Source organism: Gimesia benthica (assembly GCF_009720525.1).
Lineage (GTDB): Bacteria > Planctomycetota > Planctomycetia > Planctomycetales > Planctomycetaceae > Gimesia > Gimesia benthica.
This window is the reverse complement of the sequence record NZ_CP043930.1, coordinates 6,764,211-6,783,366: the sequence shown is the minus strand read 5'-3', so window position 1 is coordinate 6,783,366 and position 19,156 is coordinate 6,764,211. Positions and strand designations below refer to the sequence as shown.

Below are 19,156 nucleotides of genomic sequence, written 5' to 3'. Positions count from 1 at the left end.
CGCCCGATCCGCCATAATCAGGGGCAGGATTTATTGGACAACACAGTTTTTATCAGCGTCCGGGCACGAACTTGAATACTCAACCAGAACTGGCATGGAACGACGTTCCCGTCTGCGACACGTTTGCAGAGGCATTCACCACGGTCGGAACCCGTATTATTGTGACCGCGGTCTCCGAATCCTGGGTCCGGATCGCGGCAACCGAAGTCACCGGTTACGCCACCAGTGTCATCGCCTGTGATGCCGAAGCCGGCGTCGAAAAGTTCCTCTCCCCTGAAGAGAGCCCCGATGGACGTCCCGGTGTCAGCCTGATGTTCTTCGCTTTCAGTCGCTCTGCGCTTGAGAAAGCAGTCACTAATCGCGTGGGTCAATGTATCCTGACCTGTCCCACCACTGCCTGCTACGCCGGCATCCCGGTGACAGATCCCGAAAAAGCCCTGGCCCTGGGCAAACAGCTCCGCTTCTTTGGTGATGGATTTCAGATTTCAAAGAAATGGGAGGATCGCCGCCTCTGGAGAATTCCGGTCATGGATGGCGAATTCGTCTGCGAAGATCGTGTTGGTTCCTTCAAAGGAGTCGCCGGGGGCAACCTGCTGATCTGCGCGACGAACCAGTCTGCAGGCCTGCTCGCAACCGAAGCGGCTGTTACCGCCATGCAGGCCGTCGACAATGTCATCCTCCCCTTCCCGGGAGGCATTGTCCGCAGCGGCAGTAAAGTCGGTTCGAAGTATTCTGCGCTCAAAGCCTCTACGAACGACGCCTACTGCCCGACCCTCCGCGCCGAGACCGATTCTGATCTCCCTGAGGGTACAGGCTGCGTTTATGAAATCGTCATCGACGGCGAAACATTCGACGACGTTCAACAGGCGATGTGCGAAGGCCTGCAGGCAGCCACGCAGTTACCGGGACTGCTGCAGATCACAGCGGGCAACTACGGCGGCAAACTGGGCAAACACCATTTTCACCTGGCCGAAGTCATCGCTGAACTCAAGCAGAGATAGTCTCCGGGACTAAGAGTCGTCCCGGAAACTTTCGTTGATCAGCATTTCCTGTTCGAACTGATGGCTGCGACCGGAGCCTGTTGCCGGGCTGGCACTCGCGGGACGATAAACCCCGTGCAGCGGATGGCGCCCAAACAGGTTTCCTTTGAACCGGCAGTAAATGAATCGCCAGGCGCCCATGTTTTCCGGCTCTTCCTGAACCCAGTAAACCGGGGTTCCTTCCGGATAGGGTGCCAGGGCTGCTTCCAGATCTTCATGAGGCACCGGATAAAGCTGCTCGATTCGCACGACGGCCACATCGTCACGTTCGGTCTGACGACGGCGTTCGTTCAGATCGTAATAGATCTTTCCGGTACACAACAGAATCCGTTTCACTTTCTGCGGATTCAGATCGCTCGTATCGCCGATCACCTTCATGAAGGAACCAGAGGTCAGCGAACTGAAACTGGAAACCGCATCGCGATGTCGGAGCAGACTCTTGGGAGTCATGACGATCAGAGGCTTACGCCACTTGCGGATGACCTGACGTCTGAGCAGATGGAAGAACTGGTCCGGCGTAGTCGGTACCGCAATCTGAATATTACTTTCCGCCGCCAGTTGCAGGAAACGCTCGAAGCGGGCACTGGAGTGTTCCGGTCCCTGACCTTCAAACCCGTGAGGCAGCAGCATTACCATGCCGCTGTAGCGTTGCCACTTGTCTTCTGCACTGACAATAAACTGATCGATGATGACCTGAGCCGCGTTGACGAAATCGCCAAACTGGGCTTCCCAGATAATCAGACCATCGGGACAGTCCAGGCTGTAGCCATAGTCGAAACCTAAAACCCCTGCTTCGGAAAGCGGGCTGTTCACAATCTCGACGGTGCCCTGACCTGAAACCAGGTGCTTGAGCGGTGTGTACTTTTTACCGGTCTTCACATCGTGCAGTACGGCATGACGATGGCTGAAAGTACCACGCTGTGCATCCTGACCGCTGACGCGAATCCGATAACCTTCGGTCAGCAGTGACGCGAATGCCAGGGCTTCTGCGGTTCCCCAGTCCAGCTTCCGCTCTCCTGCGGCCATATCCTTACGGATCTGCAGCAACCGTTTAATTTTCTTATGTGGCGTAAAACCATCGGGCAGCTCGGTCTGCTTCAACAGCAAATTAGAGAGACTCTCCTCGGGAACTCCGGTATCGATCTGATCCGCGGGCAGTTCTTTTCCGCCGCGATAACCGGTCCAGATCCCGCCGGGCAGTTCGACCTTATGAGGATAATTCTCGACCCGGGCTGCCGCCAGTTCGGCTTCCAGATGTGAAACACTTTCTTCCTGTAACCGGTCGGCATCTTCCTCGGTGACCGACTTTCGTTCCAGCATCCGCTGCAGGAAGCTGTCGCGGACTGAAGGCCGCTTGTCGATCACATCGTACATCAGAGGCTGAGTGAATGAAGGCTCATCCCCTTCGTTATGCCCACGACGACGATAGCAGTACATGTCGATGACCACGTCCCGATGGAATTCTTTGCGGAAATCCATTGCCAGACGGACAACCTGGGCGACTGCTTCCGGATCTTCACCATTCACGTGGAAGATAGGAATCTGCAGCATCTTGGCCACATCGGTCGCGTAGGTCGAAGAGCGACTCTGAGCGGGGTCGGTGGTGAAACCGATCTGGTTATTCACGACAACGTGAATCGTTCCCCCCGTGCGGTAGCCCCGCAGTTCGCTCAGGTTCAGGCTTTCCTGCACCACACCTTCTCCGGCAAACGCGGCGTCACCGTGAATCAGCAGCACCATCCCCTTGGTCCGGTCAATGTTGTGCCAGCGATCCTGTTTCGCCCGCATACGTCCCATAGCAACCGGGTTCACGAATTCCAGGTGGCTCGGGTTGAAACAGAGCGTCAGGTGGACGTTGTGTCCGGATTCGGTCATCCAGTCCGAGCTGTAACCCAGGTGGTATTTCACGTCGCCGCGGCCCACACTCATTTCCGGAACCGAATCTTCGTATTCGCGGAAAATCTCACGAGGCTTTTTGCCCATGATATTGGTCAGCACGTTCAGACGACCGCGGTGGGCCATACCGAATACGATTTCATCGACCCCCTGCTCACCTGCTTTTTCAATCGCCAGGTCGAGCAGTGGAATCAGACTTTCGGCCCCTTCCAGCGAGAAGCTCTTCAGGCCGACATACTTTTTCTGAATGAATTCTTCAAAGCCGACGGCGTCGGTCAGTCGACGCAGAATCCGCAGCGCTTCGGGACGTTCGAACTTGAGGAAGTTCGCCGTACTTTCCATTCGGGTCTGCAGCCACTCCCGAACCCGCAGACTGTCGATGTGCATGAACTGCGCACCGATCGAACGGCAGTAGGTGTTTTTGAGCCACTGAATCATTTCCCGCAGCGTTCGCTGTTTCGGACCACCAAAGGTGGAGGTCGAAAAGACGCGGTCGTAATCCCGCTCGGAGAAATCGTAAAACTCGGGCATCAGTTCAGCCGGAGTTGCCCGCTTTTTTCCCAACGGATCGAGCGACGCCAGGATGTGTCCCCGCACGCGATAGTTACGGATCAACTGGTCCAGACGTTCCTGCCGGTCGGCGATCTTCATTGTCTGACGATCGACGGCTTCATTCCGGACGGGTGACGGCGGATTGAACATCGAATGACGTTTGAATGTGGGACCGAAACCCGGCTTGCGTTTACGGGCTGACTTCTGGGGGAACCTGGCAAAATAATTTCGCCATTCCTCGCTCACCGAACTGGGTGACTCCAGATAGCTCGTGTAGAGGTCTTCTACGAAGTTTAACGATTCCGAGCTTAATTCGTTAATTAAATCGTCGGGCAGCGAAACGTCGCTCTGCCCGTTGCCGTCATGGTAAGACGAAGCGGGATCTGGTTTATCTAACATTCTGCCCTCTCCGGGCTGTAATTAAGAACAACCGACATACGCCTCCTGCATCTCAGGAAACCTGAAAGAGCAGGAGTTCTGTCGCAGTTACGGTTTCGAAAAGATACTACTTCTACGATATCCTATAAGATCTGAGATTGAAAGCGCATCACTCCAGACCTCTTGCAGTATCATAAATAAAGTTAGCAAACTGCTATACGCTTTCCTACTCAACCGCTGCCAGTCTTTTATTCAATTTTTCAGGAAAAACCAGAATATCAGTCACCTGACGAATGGATACAAAGCCCCGCCCCTGCTGCCCGTCAGCGCAGTAAAAAACCGGCCCCGTTACACCAGGTAACGGGCCGGTTCAGAAGATCGCTGCCTGAGAAACTCAGGCCGTCATCAATAGACTAGGTCTGCTGCTGACGCACGACGCGTTTCCGGATGTCTGTTTCCAGAACACCGAAGGCCTGCTCATGCCGCTGCAGAGCCATTGAGAGAGCACTCAACAGACGCTTGGCTGTGTAGTGATTCAGAATGATCCGCTGTCCCACATTGATTTCAGTGTTGGCGGGATCCAGTGGCTGCGGGTTCAGTCCCAGGTCCAGAATCAACTCTTCTGGAGTACTGGAAACGCGACAGAAATTGGCATAGCTGGCAATGACGTTTGCATCATTCACCTTGACCTGCTGCTGCTGCTGAGCGGGGGCCTGACCTTGAGCCTGTTCTGCAGCTGCTTCTGGTGCTGCTTCAGCTGGTTTGTCATCTTTCTTAGCACTCACGCTTGATTTCTCCTCAATGTTACAAAATCTGAAGAAGTTATTGGTTCCGGATATGGGAACTGTACGGACCGGAGATGAAGAGCTCCTGCAGTGACAGGCAGTTCATCGCGGTAAAAAAAGATCAGTTCGTCCCGAGTTCCCTCAAGACACCTGAAACATAACATCGGCCTGTTCACTATTCAAGAACAGAAACCCAAGTCTTTCAAACTCTTACGAGACAGGGCATCGACCCTGACGAAAATTACTGTATGTTGTCAAAAAGCAACTCAATCGCCTATCTCACCTACAACAGCCAGTCGACGTTGCACTTATGAAAAAAGGCCCTGATATGTCATCATACGTCACATATCAGAGCCTGCTGAATTTAAATTCAGTGAATTAGCGATTTAAAGTATGGGACCTGCCCAGTTTGAGAAGACTGCATCAAAGTCGCCATCTCCATCCTGGTCCAGTCCTGTCAGCTGCCAGTCGGCAGGATCCAGCTCACTCAATTCGTGACCCAGAATCTCGCCAGACTCGATAATCGACAGGCCGTGTTCCCGCAGCGACTGAACGAATTCTTCATTCAGACCTTCCAGCAGTGTCAGATCCAGTTCACTCGGATCTGCTCCCTGGGAGAGCTGATTCAGGGTGTTCCAGACCTGATTCCAGATCACAGGCAGATTCGAGCCTGCAGGATCACTCTGGCTTCCAGAGGCGTCGAAGCTGACCTGAGCCAGTTCTACCAGGGGAGCCAGCGGCTGGATTGCTTCAGGCAGAACAGTTTCATCGCTGCCTGTCAGAGGCAGATTTGCCATCAGCGGAGCGTTGACGCCCACCATAATCTCGAAGTCGCCAGAAGCAGCCGTCTCATGAGCGGTCTGCAGAATCAATGCATCCAGAATCGAAGGCAGTTTCCGCACACCCGGATCGAGTGTCGCGTTCATGACGTCGCCATCATGTACCGAATCATCCAGGTGCAGGCCATCGTCTGTCAGCGTTGCTTCAAATCCGTTGCCGACGAAGCTCAGCGTACCACCTACGCCCACCTGAATGTGGCTTTCGAATGGTGCATAAGTATCTGTGAAGCCGGCAACGTGACCGATTTCATGCAACAGCACGGTTAACAGGTCGTAATGACCAGCCGCATCGGAATTGATGTCAGCCGTGTAAGACACGCCCCCTTCCAGCTCGCCACCACCAAAGGCAGTTGTCGAGATGTCAGAGTACCAGCCCAGGCCGGCGGCATCGTCGTCCAGTGTCACAATCCCGGCGACAGGTCGGCCCTGCTCGTCGACAGCGGTGATCTGGCCTTCACCCAGTTGAGTGCCGCCCAGGTCGGTGATCACCAGCTGGATATCCAGAGGCTCATCCATTCCCAGGGCGTCCTGCCAGATGCTCAGTGCCGTATCCATTACCTGATCGATCGAAGAGTCACCACTGATGTTGGTGGTCTTACCATACCAGCGTTGCAGGAAGTTCGACGGGTAGACTACATCCCTGTCCCCGCCTTTCGAAACTCCATAGTTGGTGGCAAAGAACGTCAGGTCTTTGAAGTTGACATCACCACTCTTATCGGCATCCAGGGCCCAGACATAAGGTGAATCCGTATCGAGCACATTCTGGTTGTAGACCGAAGCCAGAATCGTCAGATCCTTGAAGTCAATGACATCATCATCATTCACATCATAGGCAATCGCCCACAGGTCTGTTTCGGGAGCATCGCCCACCAGCAGGGTGGTCTCTGTGTCATCTGTCAGGCTGACACTCACATTGCTCAACGAGAGCCCCAGGGCATGTGGACCGATGAATTTATCCTCGAAGTCAATCGAGACATCATCCTGCTCCAGCGATTCAAATTTCACGCGGGCCAGCAGAGCCTTCTTGAGGTGCCCTGCTTTCTCGTATTGAGCCGTTCCGCTCAATCCGGTTACGACGCCGGTGGCATCATCAATGATTGCCTGCCCGTTGTCAGCAAACGCGGCACCAAATTCAATCGCCGTGGCGGTGAAGAAATCGGTGTTGTAATTCAGATCGGCAATCGCTGCAGTAATGCCCTGAGCATCTGCCGTTTCAACGTAGATTTCCACCCAGAAGGAACTCCACTCATCGATCCAGGTATCGCTGTTCGGCAGACTGCTGGTCTGACCATAGGCATCCAGCTGGGTCTGATCACGGACGACCGCCAGATCGACGGCTGTCCCGTCTTCCAGCGGTGCATCAGTAATGACAGCCTGGGTTCCATGCAGCGGTGCTGCACCATTCTGGACTGTGATATGCAGGTCATAGCTACCCACATCCGAAGGATCAACGCCCGTCGGACGTCCTGCGGTATCCGTTGGATCATATGAAACCGGGTCATCAAGGTCGTTATAAGCACTGATCCCGATAAAGAAATTACCCGCACTTCCCGTAGTGTTGGTGTAGGTTACATAGGAATCAAAGTTGGACAGGAAACTGACAAAGTTTTCATCCGGGGCCAGATCGTCATCCGAGTAAGCCACTTCGTTTCCGGCTGCATCAAAGATCCGCACCACGCTGTCCAGTCCTGTCTGGAACTGGCTGGCGTCGATGTCCACGATCACGCTGTCACCAGCGTTCAACTGCACCTGGAACATATCGACATCCAGCAGCGGATCGGCGATGGAAGTATTATTCCCGATGCCACCGTAATAGGTATTAGTCCCCGTCGAGGCAGAACTCAAACCGGTGGCATGAGCCGTACCGATTGTGTCTCCAAATTGATCTGTCGTTTCCTGATCCACGAGGAAGCGGGCGGTCGCGTAGCCGGTCAGTTTCAACTCGACAGGATATCCCGCTTCGGTGTTGAAGTTGAGCACGCGGCTGACAGGTATCACCAGTTCATACAGACCGGTAGATAATTCCTTCAGTTTGGCCTGGCTCCAGCTGTCCACACCGGTTGGTACGCCTGCCCCGGATCGAAGAAGGCCATCGTTTCACCAGCTGTGGACTCGACCGTATCACTGGCAACAAAATTACCAAAGGCCGGCACAACCAGCATGGAATAGAGGTCACCATTGGTCAGTTGCCAGTCCTCGGAAATGTTGAAATTACCGTCGCCATCCAGAGCCTGCGTACTGGAGAGTACCTGCACCAGGGCATCCCGAATGGCAACTGTCAGATCAGCGGGGTTACCAGTCCCGTTGAAATTCGATAGCACGCCTTCCAATCCGAAATCAGCCAGTTCCTCTGTAGTTCGGTCATTATTCGCTGCTGTGCGATCGGGCAGGGCCAGCCCGGAGGGGTTGACCTCAATGAACGAATCCAGAATCTGAATCGTGGAAGGATTATTCACATCGTCGAACAGGACTTCCAGACGACCACTCACGGTCGTACTGTCCAGCCCCAGATCCTGAGGAGTCAGCGTAATCACTTCCCCGCCAATATTGATCGTCCCTTCGATGTTGATATTGGTCATATCCGTCTGGATCAGGAATTCGGAGGTCCCGAAATGTGACACCGAAGTACCAATGATATCAATCTGACTCAGATCGATTTCAGTACCGCGATTGACCAAATCTTCACCGGGTGTAATATTGACGGTATACTCAACCGGGTCGGCGTCTGCTGTCGGGGCGTTGGCGATAAATGACGCGTAACCGACCCGGGCATAGTAGCCATCAGCCATGCCAGGCATCAGGGTGATTCCTGAGAAATCTTCGATTACCCCGGTGGCATTATTGATACCACCCACCTGGGTCAGGAGTCGGAAGGCACTCGCAACACCAGTGACATCGGCAAAATCACCAAAGGCTGCCGTTGTGTCATCCCATAACAGATCAAGCACAACAGAAGTGATCGAGGAATTTTCCGTGGTCTGAGCGGCCAGAACCTGGGCCAGTTGATCGCTGATCCAGATTTCAACATTGTAGCTGGCCCCCTCGACATACTGCGTCGTTTCAGCAGGCAGCGAACCGACGTCAGCCACCTCGGGAGAGACCGTGATGTTGCCACCAGAGACTTTATTAATGGTGCCGCCGGTTCCATCCAGTTCAACCCGAATCGCCAGGCTGCCATCATACAGTTTATCCAGAATGGTACTGTTGAAGCCTTCGCCGGCAGCAAAAGTACCGTGCAGACTGTCATTCGTCAGATCCAGCGAGGGACTGTCATCGGCACCGACTGAGTTGTAGATCGTATAGACCACGGCATTTCCGTTGGTGGTATCGACCAGTCGAACCGACTTCACATCATCATCAATGGTACCAGTCTGAGAACCATCCAAATCAATTTCATAGTCAGTCAGATAAATCGAATACTCGAGGTCCGCATTCCCGTTGGTCAGATGGAACAAACCACGTCCTTGAGAACCCAGACCGCCTTCGGCACGGAAGTACGTGAAGTCGCGACCGCCGGAAAGTGTCGGCGTAGCGATCAACCGGATTTCCATGGTTTGCTGCGGGTCAGGAATCAACTGGAAGGTCGGCTCAAACGTGGGTGAAATCCCATCAGTCGACTCGGCACGCAGTGTGATATCCGTAGGCAGTCGTTCCTGGTCAGAGGCATAATCAGTGAACGTGATTTCCAGGATGTTATCGGTGATGCTCACACTTTCGACCCAGAAGTTTGCTGCAAACGAAGCACTGCTGAGCAGGGTGTAGGTGATGTCATCACTGGCATCGGGATCATTAAAGTAATTATCCAGGTCAATGGTCACCGTCGACAGACCGTCGCTGTAAACATCGTCCAGCGGTGCGGTCTGAACCAGGTCCTCGTTGGTACCGGTAATCGTCATCGTGACGGTGGCGGTATCCGAACTGCCGTTACCATCGCGAATCGTATAAGTAAACGTATCCGTTGCCGTATCGGTGGGCAGAAGCAGGCTGGCGAACTGACCGTTCGGATTGTAAGTGAGTGTACCGTCCGCCTGCAGCGTCAGAGTCGCCCCAGAATCGAGCGTGATTGCATTCCCGACGACCGCGGTAACAGTACCCAGCGTTGTATCGGTAATTTCAAAGACCGACAGAGTATCATTCACATCCGGGTCCAGATCGGGACCATTGCCGTTATTCAGGCGAACATCAAAGTTCAAAGAAACATCTTTGGATGTAGTCACGTCGTCGTCAACGGCGGTAACAGGATCGTTGACACCGGTTACGGTGACCGTGACTGTGCCCGTATTACTTACGGCACTATTTGAATCGGTGGCAGTGTAAGTGAAGGTCACCTGGCGGGTTTGACCGACGGCCAGGTCCTGGAAGTCAGTCCCTGGATTGAAGGTAAAACTGCCGTCTCCGTTTGAAGAAGCAGTTCCTTCACTCGGTTGAGCGGTGATTGTATAGACCAGGCTGTTCGCATCATCGTCGCTGTCGACATCGTCAGCCAAGACACTCGTTGATACCGTACCACCATCTTCAGTCGCGGCAATACCTTCGTCGGCGGCCGTTGGATCATCGTTCACGCCAGTAACGGTGACCGTGACAGTTCCCGTATTACTTACGGCACTATTTGAATCGGTAGCGGTGTAAGTGAAGGTCACCTGGCGGGTTTCTCCCAAGGCCAGGTCCTGGAAGTCAGTCCCCGGATTGAAGGTGAAGCTCCCGTCACCATTGGAGGAAGCAGTTCCTTCACTCGGTTGTGCGGTGATCGCATAGACCAGGCTGTTCGCGTCGTCGTCGCTGTCCACATCATCGGCCAGCACGCTCGTGGATACCGCACCACCGCCTTCGGTCGCCGCGATGCCTTCGTCGGCAGCCGTCGGATCATCGTTCACGCCGGTCACGGTCACCGTCACGGTGCCCGTGTTGCTCACACCACTATTTGAGTCGGTGGCGGTGTAGGTGAAGGTCACCTGGCGGGTTTCGCCCACAGCCAGGTCCTGGAAGTCAGTTTCCGGATTGAAGGTGAAACTGCCGTCACTGTTATTGATCACAGAACCTTCCGAGGGAGTGCTCGTGATCGCGTAAGTCAGGCTCGCTGGTGTATCATCCGAATCCACGTCATCCCCGTCGAAGTTGCCATCCACGGTGACGCCGTCTTCGGTCGCGGCAATACCCACGTCGGCGGCGGTCGGATCATCGTTCACGCCGGTGACGGTCACCGTCACGGTGCCCGTGTTGCTCACCGCACTATGCTGGTCAGTGGCAGTATAGGTGAAGGTCACCTGGCGGGTTTCGCCCAAGGCCAGGTCCTGGAAGTCAGTCCCCGGATTGAAGGTGAAGCTGCCATCTCCGTTGGAAGAAGCAGTTCCTTCACTCGGCTGAGCGGTGATCGCATAGACCAGGCTGTTCGCGTCGTCGTCACTGTCCACATCATCGGCCAGCACGCTCGTGGATACCGCACCACCGTCTTCGGTCGCCGCGATGCCTTCGTCGGCGGCCGTCGGATCATCGTTCACGCCGGTCACGGTTACCGTCACGGTGCCCGTGTTGCTCACACCACTGTGCTGGTCAGTGGCGGTGTAGGTGAAGGTCACCTGGCGGGTTTCGCCCACAGCCAGGTCCTGGAAGTCAGTTTCCGGATTGAAGGTGAAACTGCCGTCACTGTTATTGATCACAGAACCTTCCGAGGGAGTGCTCGTAATCGCGTAAGTCAGGCTCGCTGGTGTATCATCCGAATCCACGTCATCCCCGTCGAAGTTGCCATCCACGGTGACGCCGTCTTCGGTCGCGGCAATACCCACATCGGCGGCGGTCGGATCATCGTTCACGCCGGTGACGGTCACGGTCACGGTGCCCGTGTTGCTCACAGCACTGTGCTGGTCAGTGGCGGTGTAAGTGAAGGTCACCTGGCGGGTTTCGCCCAAGGCCAGGTCCTGGAAGTCAGTCCCCGGATTGAAGGTGAAACTGCCATCTCCGTTGGAAGAAGCAGTTCCTTCACTCGGCTGAGCGGTGATTGTATAGACCAGGCTGTTGGCATCATCGTCGCTGTCCACATCATCGGCCAGCACGCTCGTGGATACCGCACCACCGTCTTCGGTCGCCGCGATGCCTTCGTCGGCAGCCGTCGGATCATCGTTCACGCCGGTCACGGTCACCGTCACGGTGCCCGTATTACTCACCGCACTATTTGAATCGGTGGCGGTGTAGGTGAAGGTCACCTGACGGGTTTCGCCCAAGGCCAGGTCCTGGAAGTCAGTCCCCGGATTGAAGGTGAAGCTCCCGTCACCATTGGAGGAAGCACTTCCTTCACTCGGCTGAGCGGTGATTGCATAGACCAGGCTGTTCGCGTCGTCGTCGCTGTCCACATCATCGGCCAGCACGCTCGTGGATACCGCACCACCGCCTTCGGTCGCCGCGATGCCTTCGTCGGCAGCCGTCGGATCATCGTTCACGCCGGTCACGGTCACGGTCACGGTGCCCGTGTTGCTCACACCACTGTGCTGGTCAGTGGCGGTGTAGGTGAAGGTCACCTGGCGGGTTTCGCCCACAGCCAGGTCCTGGAAGTCAGTCCCCGGATTGAAGGTGAAACTGCCGTCTCCGTTGGAAAAAGCACTTCCTTCACTGGGTTGTGCGGTGATTGCATAGACCAGGCTGTTGGCGTCGTCGTCACTGTCCACATCATCGGCCAGCACGCTCGTGGATACCGCACCACCGCCTTCGGTCGCCGCGATGCCTTCGTCGGCAGCCGTCGGATCATCGTTCACGCCGGTCACGGTCACGGTCACGGTGCCCGTGTTGCTCACACCACTATTTGAGTCGGTGGCGGTGTAGGTGAAGGTCACCTGGCGGGTTTCGCCCACAGCCAGGTCCTGGAAGTCAGTTTCCGGATTGAAGGTGAAACTGCCGTCACTGTTATTGATCACAGAACCTTCCGAGGGAGTGCTCGTAATCGCGTAAGTCAGGCTCGCTGGTGTATCATCCGAATCCACGTCATCCCCGTCGAAGTTGCCATCCACGGTGACGCCATCTTCGGTCGCAGCAATACCCACGTCGGCGGCGGTCGGATCATCGTTCACGCCGGTGACGGTCACCGTCACGGTGCCCGTATTGCTCACCGCACTATTTGAATCGGTAGCGGTGTAGGTGAAGGTCACCTGGCGGGTTTCGCCCACAGCCAGGTCCTGGAAGTCAGTCCCCGGATTGAAGGTAAAGCTGCCGTCTCCGTTGGAAGAAGCACTTCCTTCACTCGGTTGTGCGGTGATCGCATAGACCAGGCTGTTCGCGTCGTCGTCGCTGTCCACATCATCGGCCAGCACGCTCGTGGATACCGCACCACCGCCTTCGGTCGCCGCGATGCCTTCGTCGGCGGCCGTTGGATCATCGTTCACGCCAGTCACCGTGACCGACACGGTCCCTATTGACTGACCACCACGTTCATCTTCCAGTGTGTAGGTAAATGTATCAACTACCATTTCCCCGGCGGCCAGAGAGTCGAATGCTCCCGTCGGATCGTAGTTAATGGTCCCGTCGAGATTCAGAGTCAGCGCGGCCCCACCATTTGAAGTCAAGCTGGGCAAATTGACTACGGTTGGCGGATCAGTAATCTGATCCGGGTCCGTATCATTCCCTAAAACATCAATATTCAGAATAGGTGTTTCTTCATCAGTTGAAGCGGCATCCGGATTGGCGATCGGTAACTGATTGGCAGAAACAGTGAACTTCACTGATGCGGAACTTACTGCCGCGGACTCATCTTCAATTGTATATGTAAATGTTTCCGTGGCTGTGTCAGTCCCGGTCAGTGCCTGGAAAGTCGCACTGGTAGTCGGGTCGTAGCTGAAAGTACCGTCCTGATTCAATGTCAGCAATGCACCTGAGGCCAGCGTAATCTGAGCACCGACATCACCGGAGACACCATTGACTTCGATCACATCGAAGGTGTCATTCGTATCCGGGTCACTGTCAATGCCGTTACCATTATTGGCGAATACGTTCCCATTAAAGACGATTTCCTTGTTGACATCAAAATCGTCATTTTGAGCGATGGGGAGGTCATTGACTCCAGTTACGGTAACTGTCACGGTCCCCGTGTTGCTCACAGCACTGTGCTGATCGGTGGCAGTATAGGTGAAGGTCACCTGGCGGGTTTCGCCCACAGCCAGATCCTGGAAGTCAGTTCCCGGATTGAAGGTAAAACTGCCGTCTCCGTTGGAAGAAGCAGTTCCTTCACTCGGCTGAGCGGTGATTGTATAGACCAGGCTGTTCGCGTCGTCGTCACTGTCCACATCGTCGGTCAGCACGCTCGTGGATACCGTACCACCATCTTCAGTCGCGGCAATACCTTCGTCGGCGGCGGTCGGATCATCGTTCACGCCGGTTACGGTCACCGTCACGGTTCCCGTGCTGCTCACACCACTGTGCTGGTCAGTGGCGGTATAGGTGAAGGTCACCTGGCGGGTTTCGCCCAAGGCCAGGTCCTGGAAGTCAGTCCCCGGATTGAAGGTGAAGCTGCCGTCTCCGTTTGAAGAAGCACTTCCTTCACTGGGTTGTGCGGTGATTGCATAGACCAGGCTGTTGGCGTCGTCGTCACTGTCCACATCATCGGCCAGCACGCTCGTGGATACCGCACCACCGTCTTCAGTCGCCGCAATACCTTCGTCGGCGGCCGTTGGATCATCGTTCACGCCGGTTACGGTGACCGTGACTGTGCCCGTATTACTTACGGCACTATTTGAATCGGTGGCAGTGTAAGTGAAGGTCACCTGGCGGGTTTCACCGACGGCCAGGTCCTGGAAGTCAGTCCCCGGATTGAAGGTGAAGCTCCCGTCACCATTGGAGGAAGCACTTCCTTCACTCGGCTGAGCGGTGATCGCATAGACCAGGCTGTTCGCGTCGTCGTCGCTGTCCACATCGTCGGCCAGCACGCTCGTGGATACCGCACCACCATCTTCAGTCGCGGCAATACCTTCGTCGGCTGCCGTCGGATCATCGTTCACGCCGGTTACGGTGACCGTGACTGTTCCCGTATTACTTACGGCACTATTTGAATCGGTGGCGGTGTAGGTGAAGGTCACCTGGCGGGTTTCACCAACGGCCAGGTCCTGGAAGTCAGTCCCCGGATTGAAGGTGAAGCTGCCATCTCCGTTGGAAGAAGCAGTTCCTTCACTCGGCTGAGCGGTGATCGCATAGACCAGGCTGTTCGCGTCGTCGTCACTGTCCACATCATCGGCCAGCACGCTCGTGGATACCGCACCACCGTCTTCGGTCGCCGCGATGCCTTCGTCGGCGGCCGTCGGATCATCGTTCACGCCGGTCACGGTTACCGTCACGGTGCCCGTGTTGCTCACACCACTGTGCTGGTCAGTGGCGGTGTAGGTGAAGGTCACCTGGCGGGTTTCGCCCACAGCCAGGTCCTGGAAGTCAGTTTCCGGATTGAAGGTGAAACTGCCGTCACTGTTATTGATCACAGAACCTTCCGAGGGAGTGCTCGTAATCGCGTAAGTCAGGCTCGCTGGTGTATCATCCGAATCCACGTCATCCCCGTCGAAGTTGCCATCCACGGTGACGCCATCTTCGGTCGCAGCAATACCCACATCGGCGGCGGTCGGATCATCGTTCACGCCGGTGACGGTCACGGTCACGGTGCCCGTGTTGCTCACAGCACTGTGCTGGTCAGTGGCGGTGTAAGTGAAGGTCACCTGGCGGGTTTCGCCCAAGGCCAGGTCCTGGAAGTCAGTCCCCGGATTGAAGGTGAAACTGCCATCTCCGTTTGAAGAAGCAGTTCCTTCACTCGGCTGAGCGGTGATTGTATAGACCAGGCTGTTGGCATCATCGTCGCTGTCCACATCATCGGCCAGCACGCTCGTGGATACCGCACCACCGTCTTCGGTCGCCGCGATGCCTTCGTCGGCAGCCGTCGGATCATCGTTCACGCCGGTCACGGTCACCGTCACGGTGCCCGTATTACTCACCGCACTATTTGAATCGGTGGCGGTGTAGGTGAAGGTCACCTGACGGGTTTCGCCCAAGGCCAGGTCCTGGAAGTCAGTCCCCGGATTGAAGGTGAAGCTCCCGTCACCATTGGAGGAAGCACTTCCTTCACTCGGCTGAGCGGTGATTGCATAGACCAGGCTGTTCGCGTCGTCGTCACTGTCCACATCGTCGGCCAGCACGCTCGTGGATACCGCACCACCATCTTCAGTCGCGGCAATACCTTCGTCGGCGGCCGTTGGATCATCGTTCACGCCGGTTACGGTCACGGTCACGGTTCCCGTATTACTTACGGCACTATTTGAATCGGTGGCGGTGTAGGTGAAGGTCACCTGACGGGTTTCGCCCAAGGCCAGGTCCTGGAAGTCAGTCCCCGGATTGAAGGTGAAACTGCCATCTCCGTTGGAAGAAGCACTTCCTTCGCTGGGTTGTGCGGTGATCGCATAGACCAGGCTGTTGGCGTCGTCGTCACTGTCCACATCATCGGCCAGCACGCTCGTGGATACCGTACCACCATCTTCGGTCGCTGCAATGCCTTCGTCGGCGGCGATCGGGGCGTCGTTAATGCCATGAATCCTGATGGTGTAGGTGCCTCCATCCGTACCACCGTTGCCATCAGAGATTTTATACGTAAATGCTTCGTCGTAAGATTCACCAACAGCTAGAAAGTCATAGCTATCGTTCGGGTCAAAGGTGAAACTGCCGTCTGCATTCGCAGTCAGCAATCCTCCGAGTCCGATGGAAATAGTAGCCCCCACATTCCCGACAGCGCCATTGATTTCCGTTATCAGCAGGGAATCGTTTTCCGCATCAGTGGCAAATTCAAAAATCGCCCCGGCGGGAACGATTACAGGATTATCTTCATCTGCGCCTACCGTCAGAATTGTATTGGGATTGGCGACAGGATCATCATTCAAACCGGTGATCTTGATCGTTACGGTCGCAGTATCGGTGCCGCCGTTCCCATCGCTGAGGGTGTAGGTAAAGGTTTCGGTCGCGGTCTCACCCAGAGCCAGATAGTCAAAGGCCCCCTCAGGGCGGTAAGAAATAAACCCACCGCTGAACAGTGTCAACGATGCACCGGAAGCCAGCACAACCTCATTACCCACATTGGCTGCGCTACCATTGACGGCCGTTACCTCAATACTGTCGCTACTATCGGGATCGTAGTCCACACCATTGCCGTTACTGCTGATCACACTGTGGTGATTCATGCTCAGGGTTTCGTTCTGAGTGATAGTAAAGTCATCGTCAGCAGCGACCGGAGGATCGTTCACGCCGTGAATCGTAATCGTGACGGTCGCGGTATCCGAGGTAACCAGCAGCCCGGTTCCATCGTCGATGGTGTAGGTAAAGCTTTCCGTCGCTGATTCTCCGACTGCCAGATAGTTAAACACGCCAGTAGGATCATAGGTGAACGTACCATCGGAATTCAGTGTCAGTAACGCACCGGAACCGAGTGCAATCTGATTGCCGACGTCACCTGCCACCCCGTTGACTTCCGTTACGGTCAGCGTATTGTTCTCAACATCGGAATCAGCTGTCGTAGGGTTTGCAGCGAGCACATTGCTGGCACCATTAAGGACTGTTTCTTCATCTGTGCTGAAACTGTCGTCGACAGCTACCGGGGCGTCATTAAGTGCATTGACTGTCACAGTGAACGTATTCGACAGCACAGCATTCCCGGCGACGTCGATGGCCTGAATGACAATGTCGGCCGATCCGTTCACATCCTGCCGGGAAGTCAAAATGAGTTCGTCTGTGGCGAAATCAAAATTGACAATGGCATTGGTAATGGAATCAACACTGTAGCTGAGCGGGGTTCCCCCGTTCTGGTTAAAGAAATCAGTGAAGGGGCCCAGGTTGAAGCTGCCGAAATCTTCGTTGAGTGTCTGGTTCCCGACCGGAGTCGCTAAGGTAGGTGCAATCGTATCCAGTTCAAAATTGACATTGAAGGCACCAGCCGGGCTGACATTGGCATGTTCATCCACAGTCATGAAGTGCAGCGTGTGAGTGCCCCCTTCCAGCGAACCACCACCATTCAGGTTGGTTTCCAGCCAGCTGCGTGACAGTGTGAAAGAACCACCGCTGGAGCCGCCAGACAGCAGCCCGAAGATATCCACATAGCTGCCCCCATCCAGGGCGACTTTGAACTGGGTAATCAGGCTTTCGTCAGAAACGGTACCGACAATCGTCAGATCGTTGGTGATGCCGTCCGAATTGGAAATTCCGGAATCCGTCTGCAGGCCGGCTACCACTGCCGGCGCATCCTGATCCCCAATCAGTTCCAGTTGCACCGCAGGTACGTTGCGGTTGTTGTTCATCATCTGCAGGTCGTAGTTGTCGATGTCACCATCTTTGTCACTGTCCTGCTCTTCAGAGTAATAGTTCTGATTCGGATTCAGACCCATCGATAGAATCATCTGCGAAGTGAAATGATTAAATCCAAACAGATGCTGGTAAGAAGCAGCCAGAGCCTGCTGATATTCAGTATCACTGACAGAGCCACTGCCGTCGGAGTCACCCGGCATAAAGATGTCGATGGTGAAATTACCGGTGGCTGCTGTCTGGCCCTGGACGAAGATCGAGTAGTCACCAGGAGCCAGTGTGGCCAGGACCAGTGAGCTGGACGTGCCAGCATGATCGTGTTCAGCCAGTTGCAGCGGAACCACAGCATTGGTGTTCGCATCCAGAATCTGGACCGCAGCCGGATTGAATGCAGAGCCGGGAGAGGCATGAACCTCAAATCCCAAAGTCGGCGAGCTGCCGGCACCAACCGTCAGCAGCAGTTCAGTCGAATCATTTGGCTGGTTTACTGAACTCTCCAGCGACGCCAGGATGTTGCTCGCCAGCAGAGTCCGGTCCTCCAGACGTTCAACGTGGCTGGCATATCCAATCGGACGAGACATCCGAAAAGGTAAACGACGCTTGAATTTGCGAGTAGAGTTGCGGCCAAATAATCTCTTGAGGCTCTTCATAGTGTTTTTACTCGTATTGGATTGGATCGTGGTCAAAGAATATACAGGTATGGCAGATGAGGATATTTACTGTCGAAATAGACACATACTTTGACGATTAAGCTAATTAAACCTAACAGTCAGCCACTTGCTCGAAATACGTTTTTTTCTTTTTGAGTACGCATTTTTAGCTCAAGTTTTCAGCCAATAATGCAATTTATGAAATATCTTTGCCTACGCGTGAAGGAATTGCAATTAATAAAAAGGCAATCTGGAATGTTTAGGAGATCTAGTTCAGGTTGTAGGACCTTCGTAAAGATCAGCGCAAAAATGAGTTTCATGTTCAGTAGGGGGGATAGGACATGCTGATGCCTTAACTCAACAAGAAAGTTTCATTTAGGCAACACGCTTGATAAGAAACCTGAACAAAATCCAATAAGAGATCAACAGATTCCGATACGTGACACACAGGGACCTTCAGGCACGATCTTTCCCCGTAAAATAGGCAATCCAGAGGGAAAGTTAACGTTTGCAACCGAAAATCAGTATGAAGAGACCTGTTCAGCTCTAAATTGATTCGCCAGAGCTGATCCCACATACCGAACTAGAGTGAAGAAGAGTGATTATGACTCTCCCGCGGGATTTCTACCTCTATCGAGGCCTGAATCCACGGAATCAGGTCATTCTGTTTTACAAATACATTGTTTGAGCTGAATCGGTTCGTCCTGACATCCTGC

At 54.7% G+C, this 19,156-nt stretch carries 5 protein-coding genes; 1 reads left to right on the top strand and 4 read right to left on the bottom strand.

Annotated features, from left to right (window positions below; genetic code table 11):
* Nucleotides 1-71: 71 nt before the first annotated feature.
* Nucleotides 72-1,001, top strand: a complete 930-nt coding sequence (gene fhcD / locus F1728_RS26495; RefSeq protein ID WP_155366554.1) for a formylmethanofuran--tetrahydromethanopterin N-formyltransferase — start codon at nucleotides 72-74, stop codon at nucleotides 999-1,001.
* A gap of 9 nt (nucleotides 1,002-1,010) precedes the next feature.
* On the opposite strand, the gene F1728_RS26490 is transcribed toward fhcD, so the two are convergent.
* From F1728_RS26490 to F1728_RS26475, 4 genes are all read right to left on the bottom strand, one after another.
* Entirely contained in the window at nucleotides 1,011-3,887 is a 2,877-nt protein-coding gene (locus F1728_RS26490) for a 2-oxoglutarate dehydrogenase E1 component (RefSeq protein WP_155366553.1), read from the bottom strand.
* Nucleotides 3,888-4,279: 392 nt separating this feature from the next.
* Nucleotides 4,280-4,651 (bottom strand): DUF3467 domain-containing protein, encoded by a 372-nt coding sequence (locus tag F1728_RS26485; protein WP_155366552.1) that lies wholly within the window; start codon nucleotides 4,649-4,651, stop codon nucleotides 4,280-4,282.
* A gap of 386 nt (nucleotides 4,652-5,037) precedes the next feature.
* Nucleotides 5,038-7,545, bottom strand: a complete 2,508-nt coding sequence (locus F1728_RS26480) for a pre-peptidase C-terminal domain-containing protein (RefSeq protein WP_155366551.1) — start codon at nucleotides 7,543-7,545, stop codon at nucleotides 5,038-5,040.
* A complete protein-coding gene (locus tag F1728_RS26475; protein WP_194242539.1) occupies nucleotides 7,518-18,371 on the bottom strand; it encodes a beta strand repeat-containing protein in 10,854 nt (3,617 codons plus the stop codon). The genes F1728_RS26480 and F1728_RS26475 overlap by 28 nt, the downstream gene beginning before the upstream one ends.
* Between the last annotated feature and the right edge of the window lie 785 nt (nucleotides 18,372-19,156).

Bases quoted from the DNA above. Each gene is read 5' to 3' on its own strand.
- F1728_RS26490 (WP_155366553.1), bottom strand. From the start codon at position 3,887: ATGTTAGATAAACCAGATCCCGCTTCGTCTTACCATGACGGCAACGGG.
- F1728_RS26475 (WP_194242539.1), bottom strand. From the start codon at position 18,371: ATGTCTCGTCCGATTGGATATGCCAGCCACGTTGAACGTCTGGAGGAC.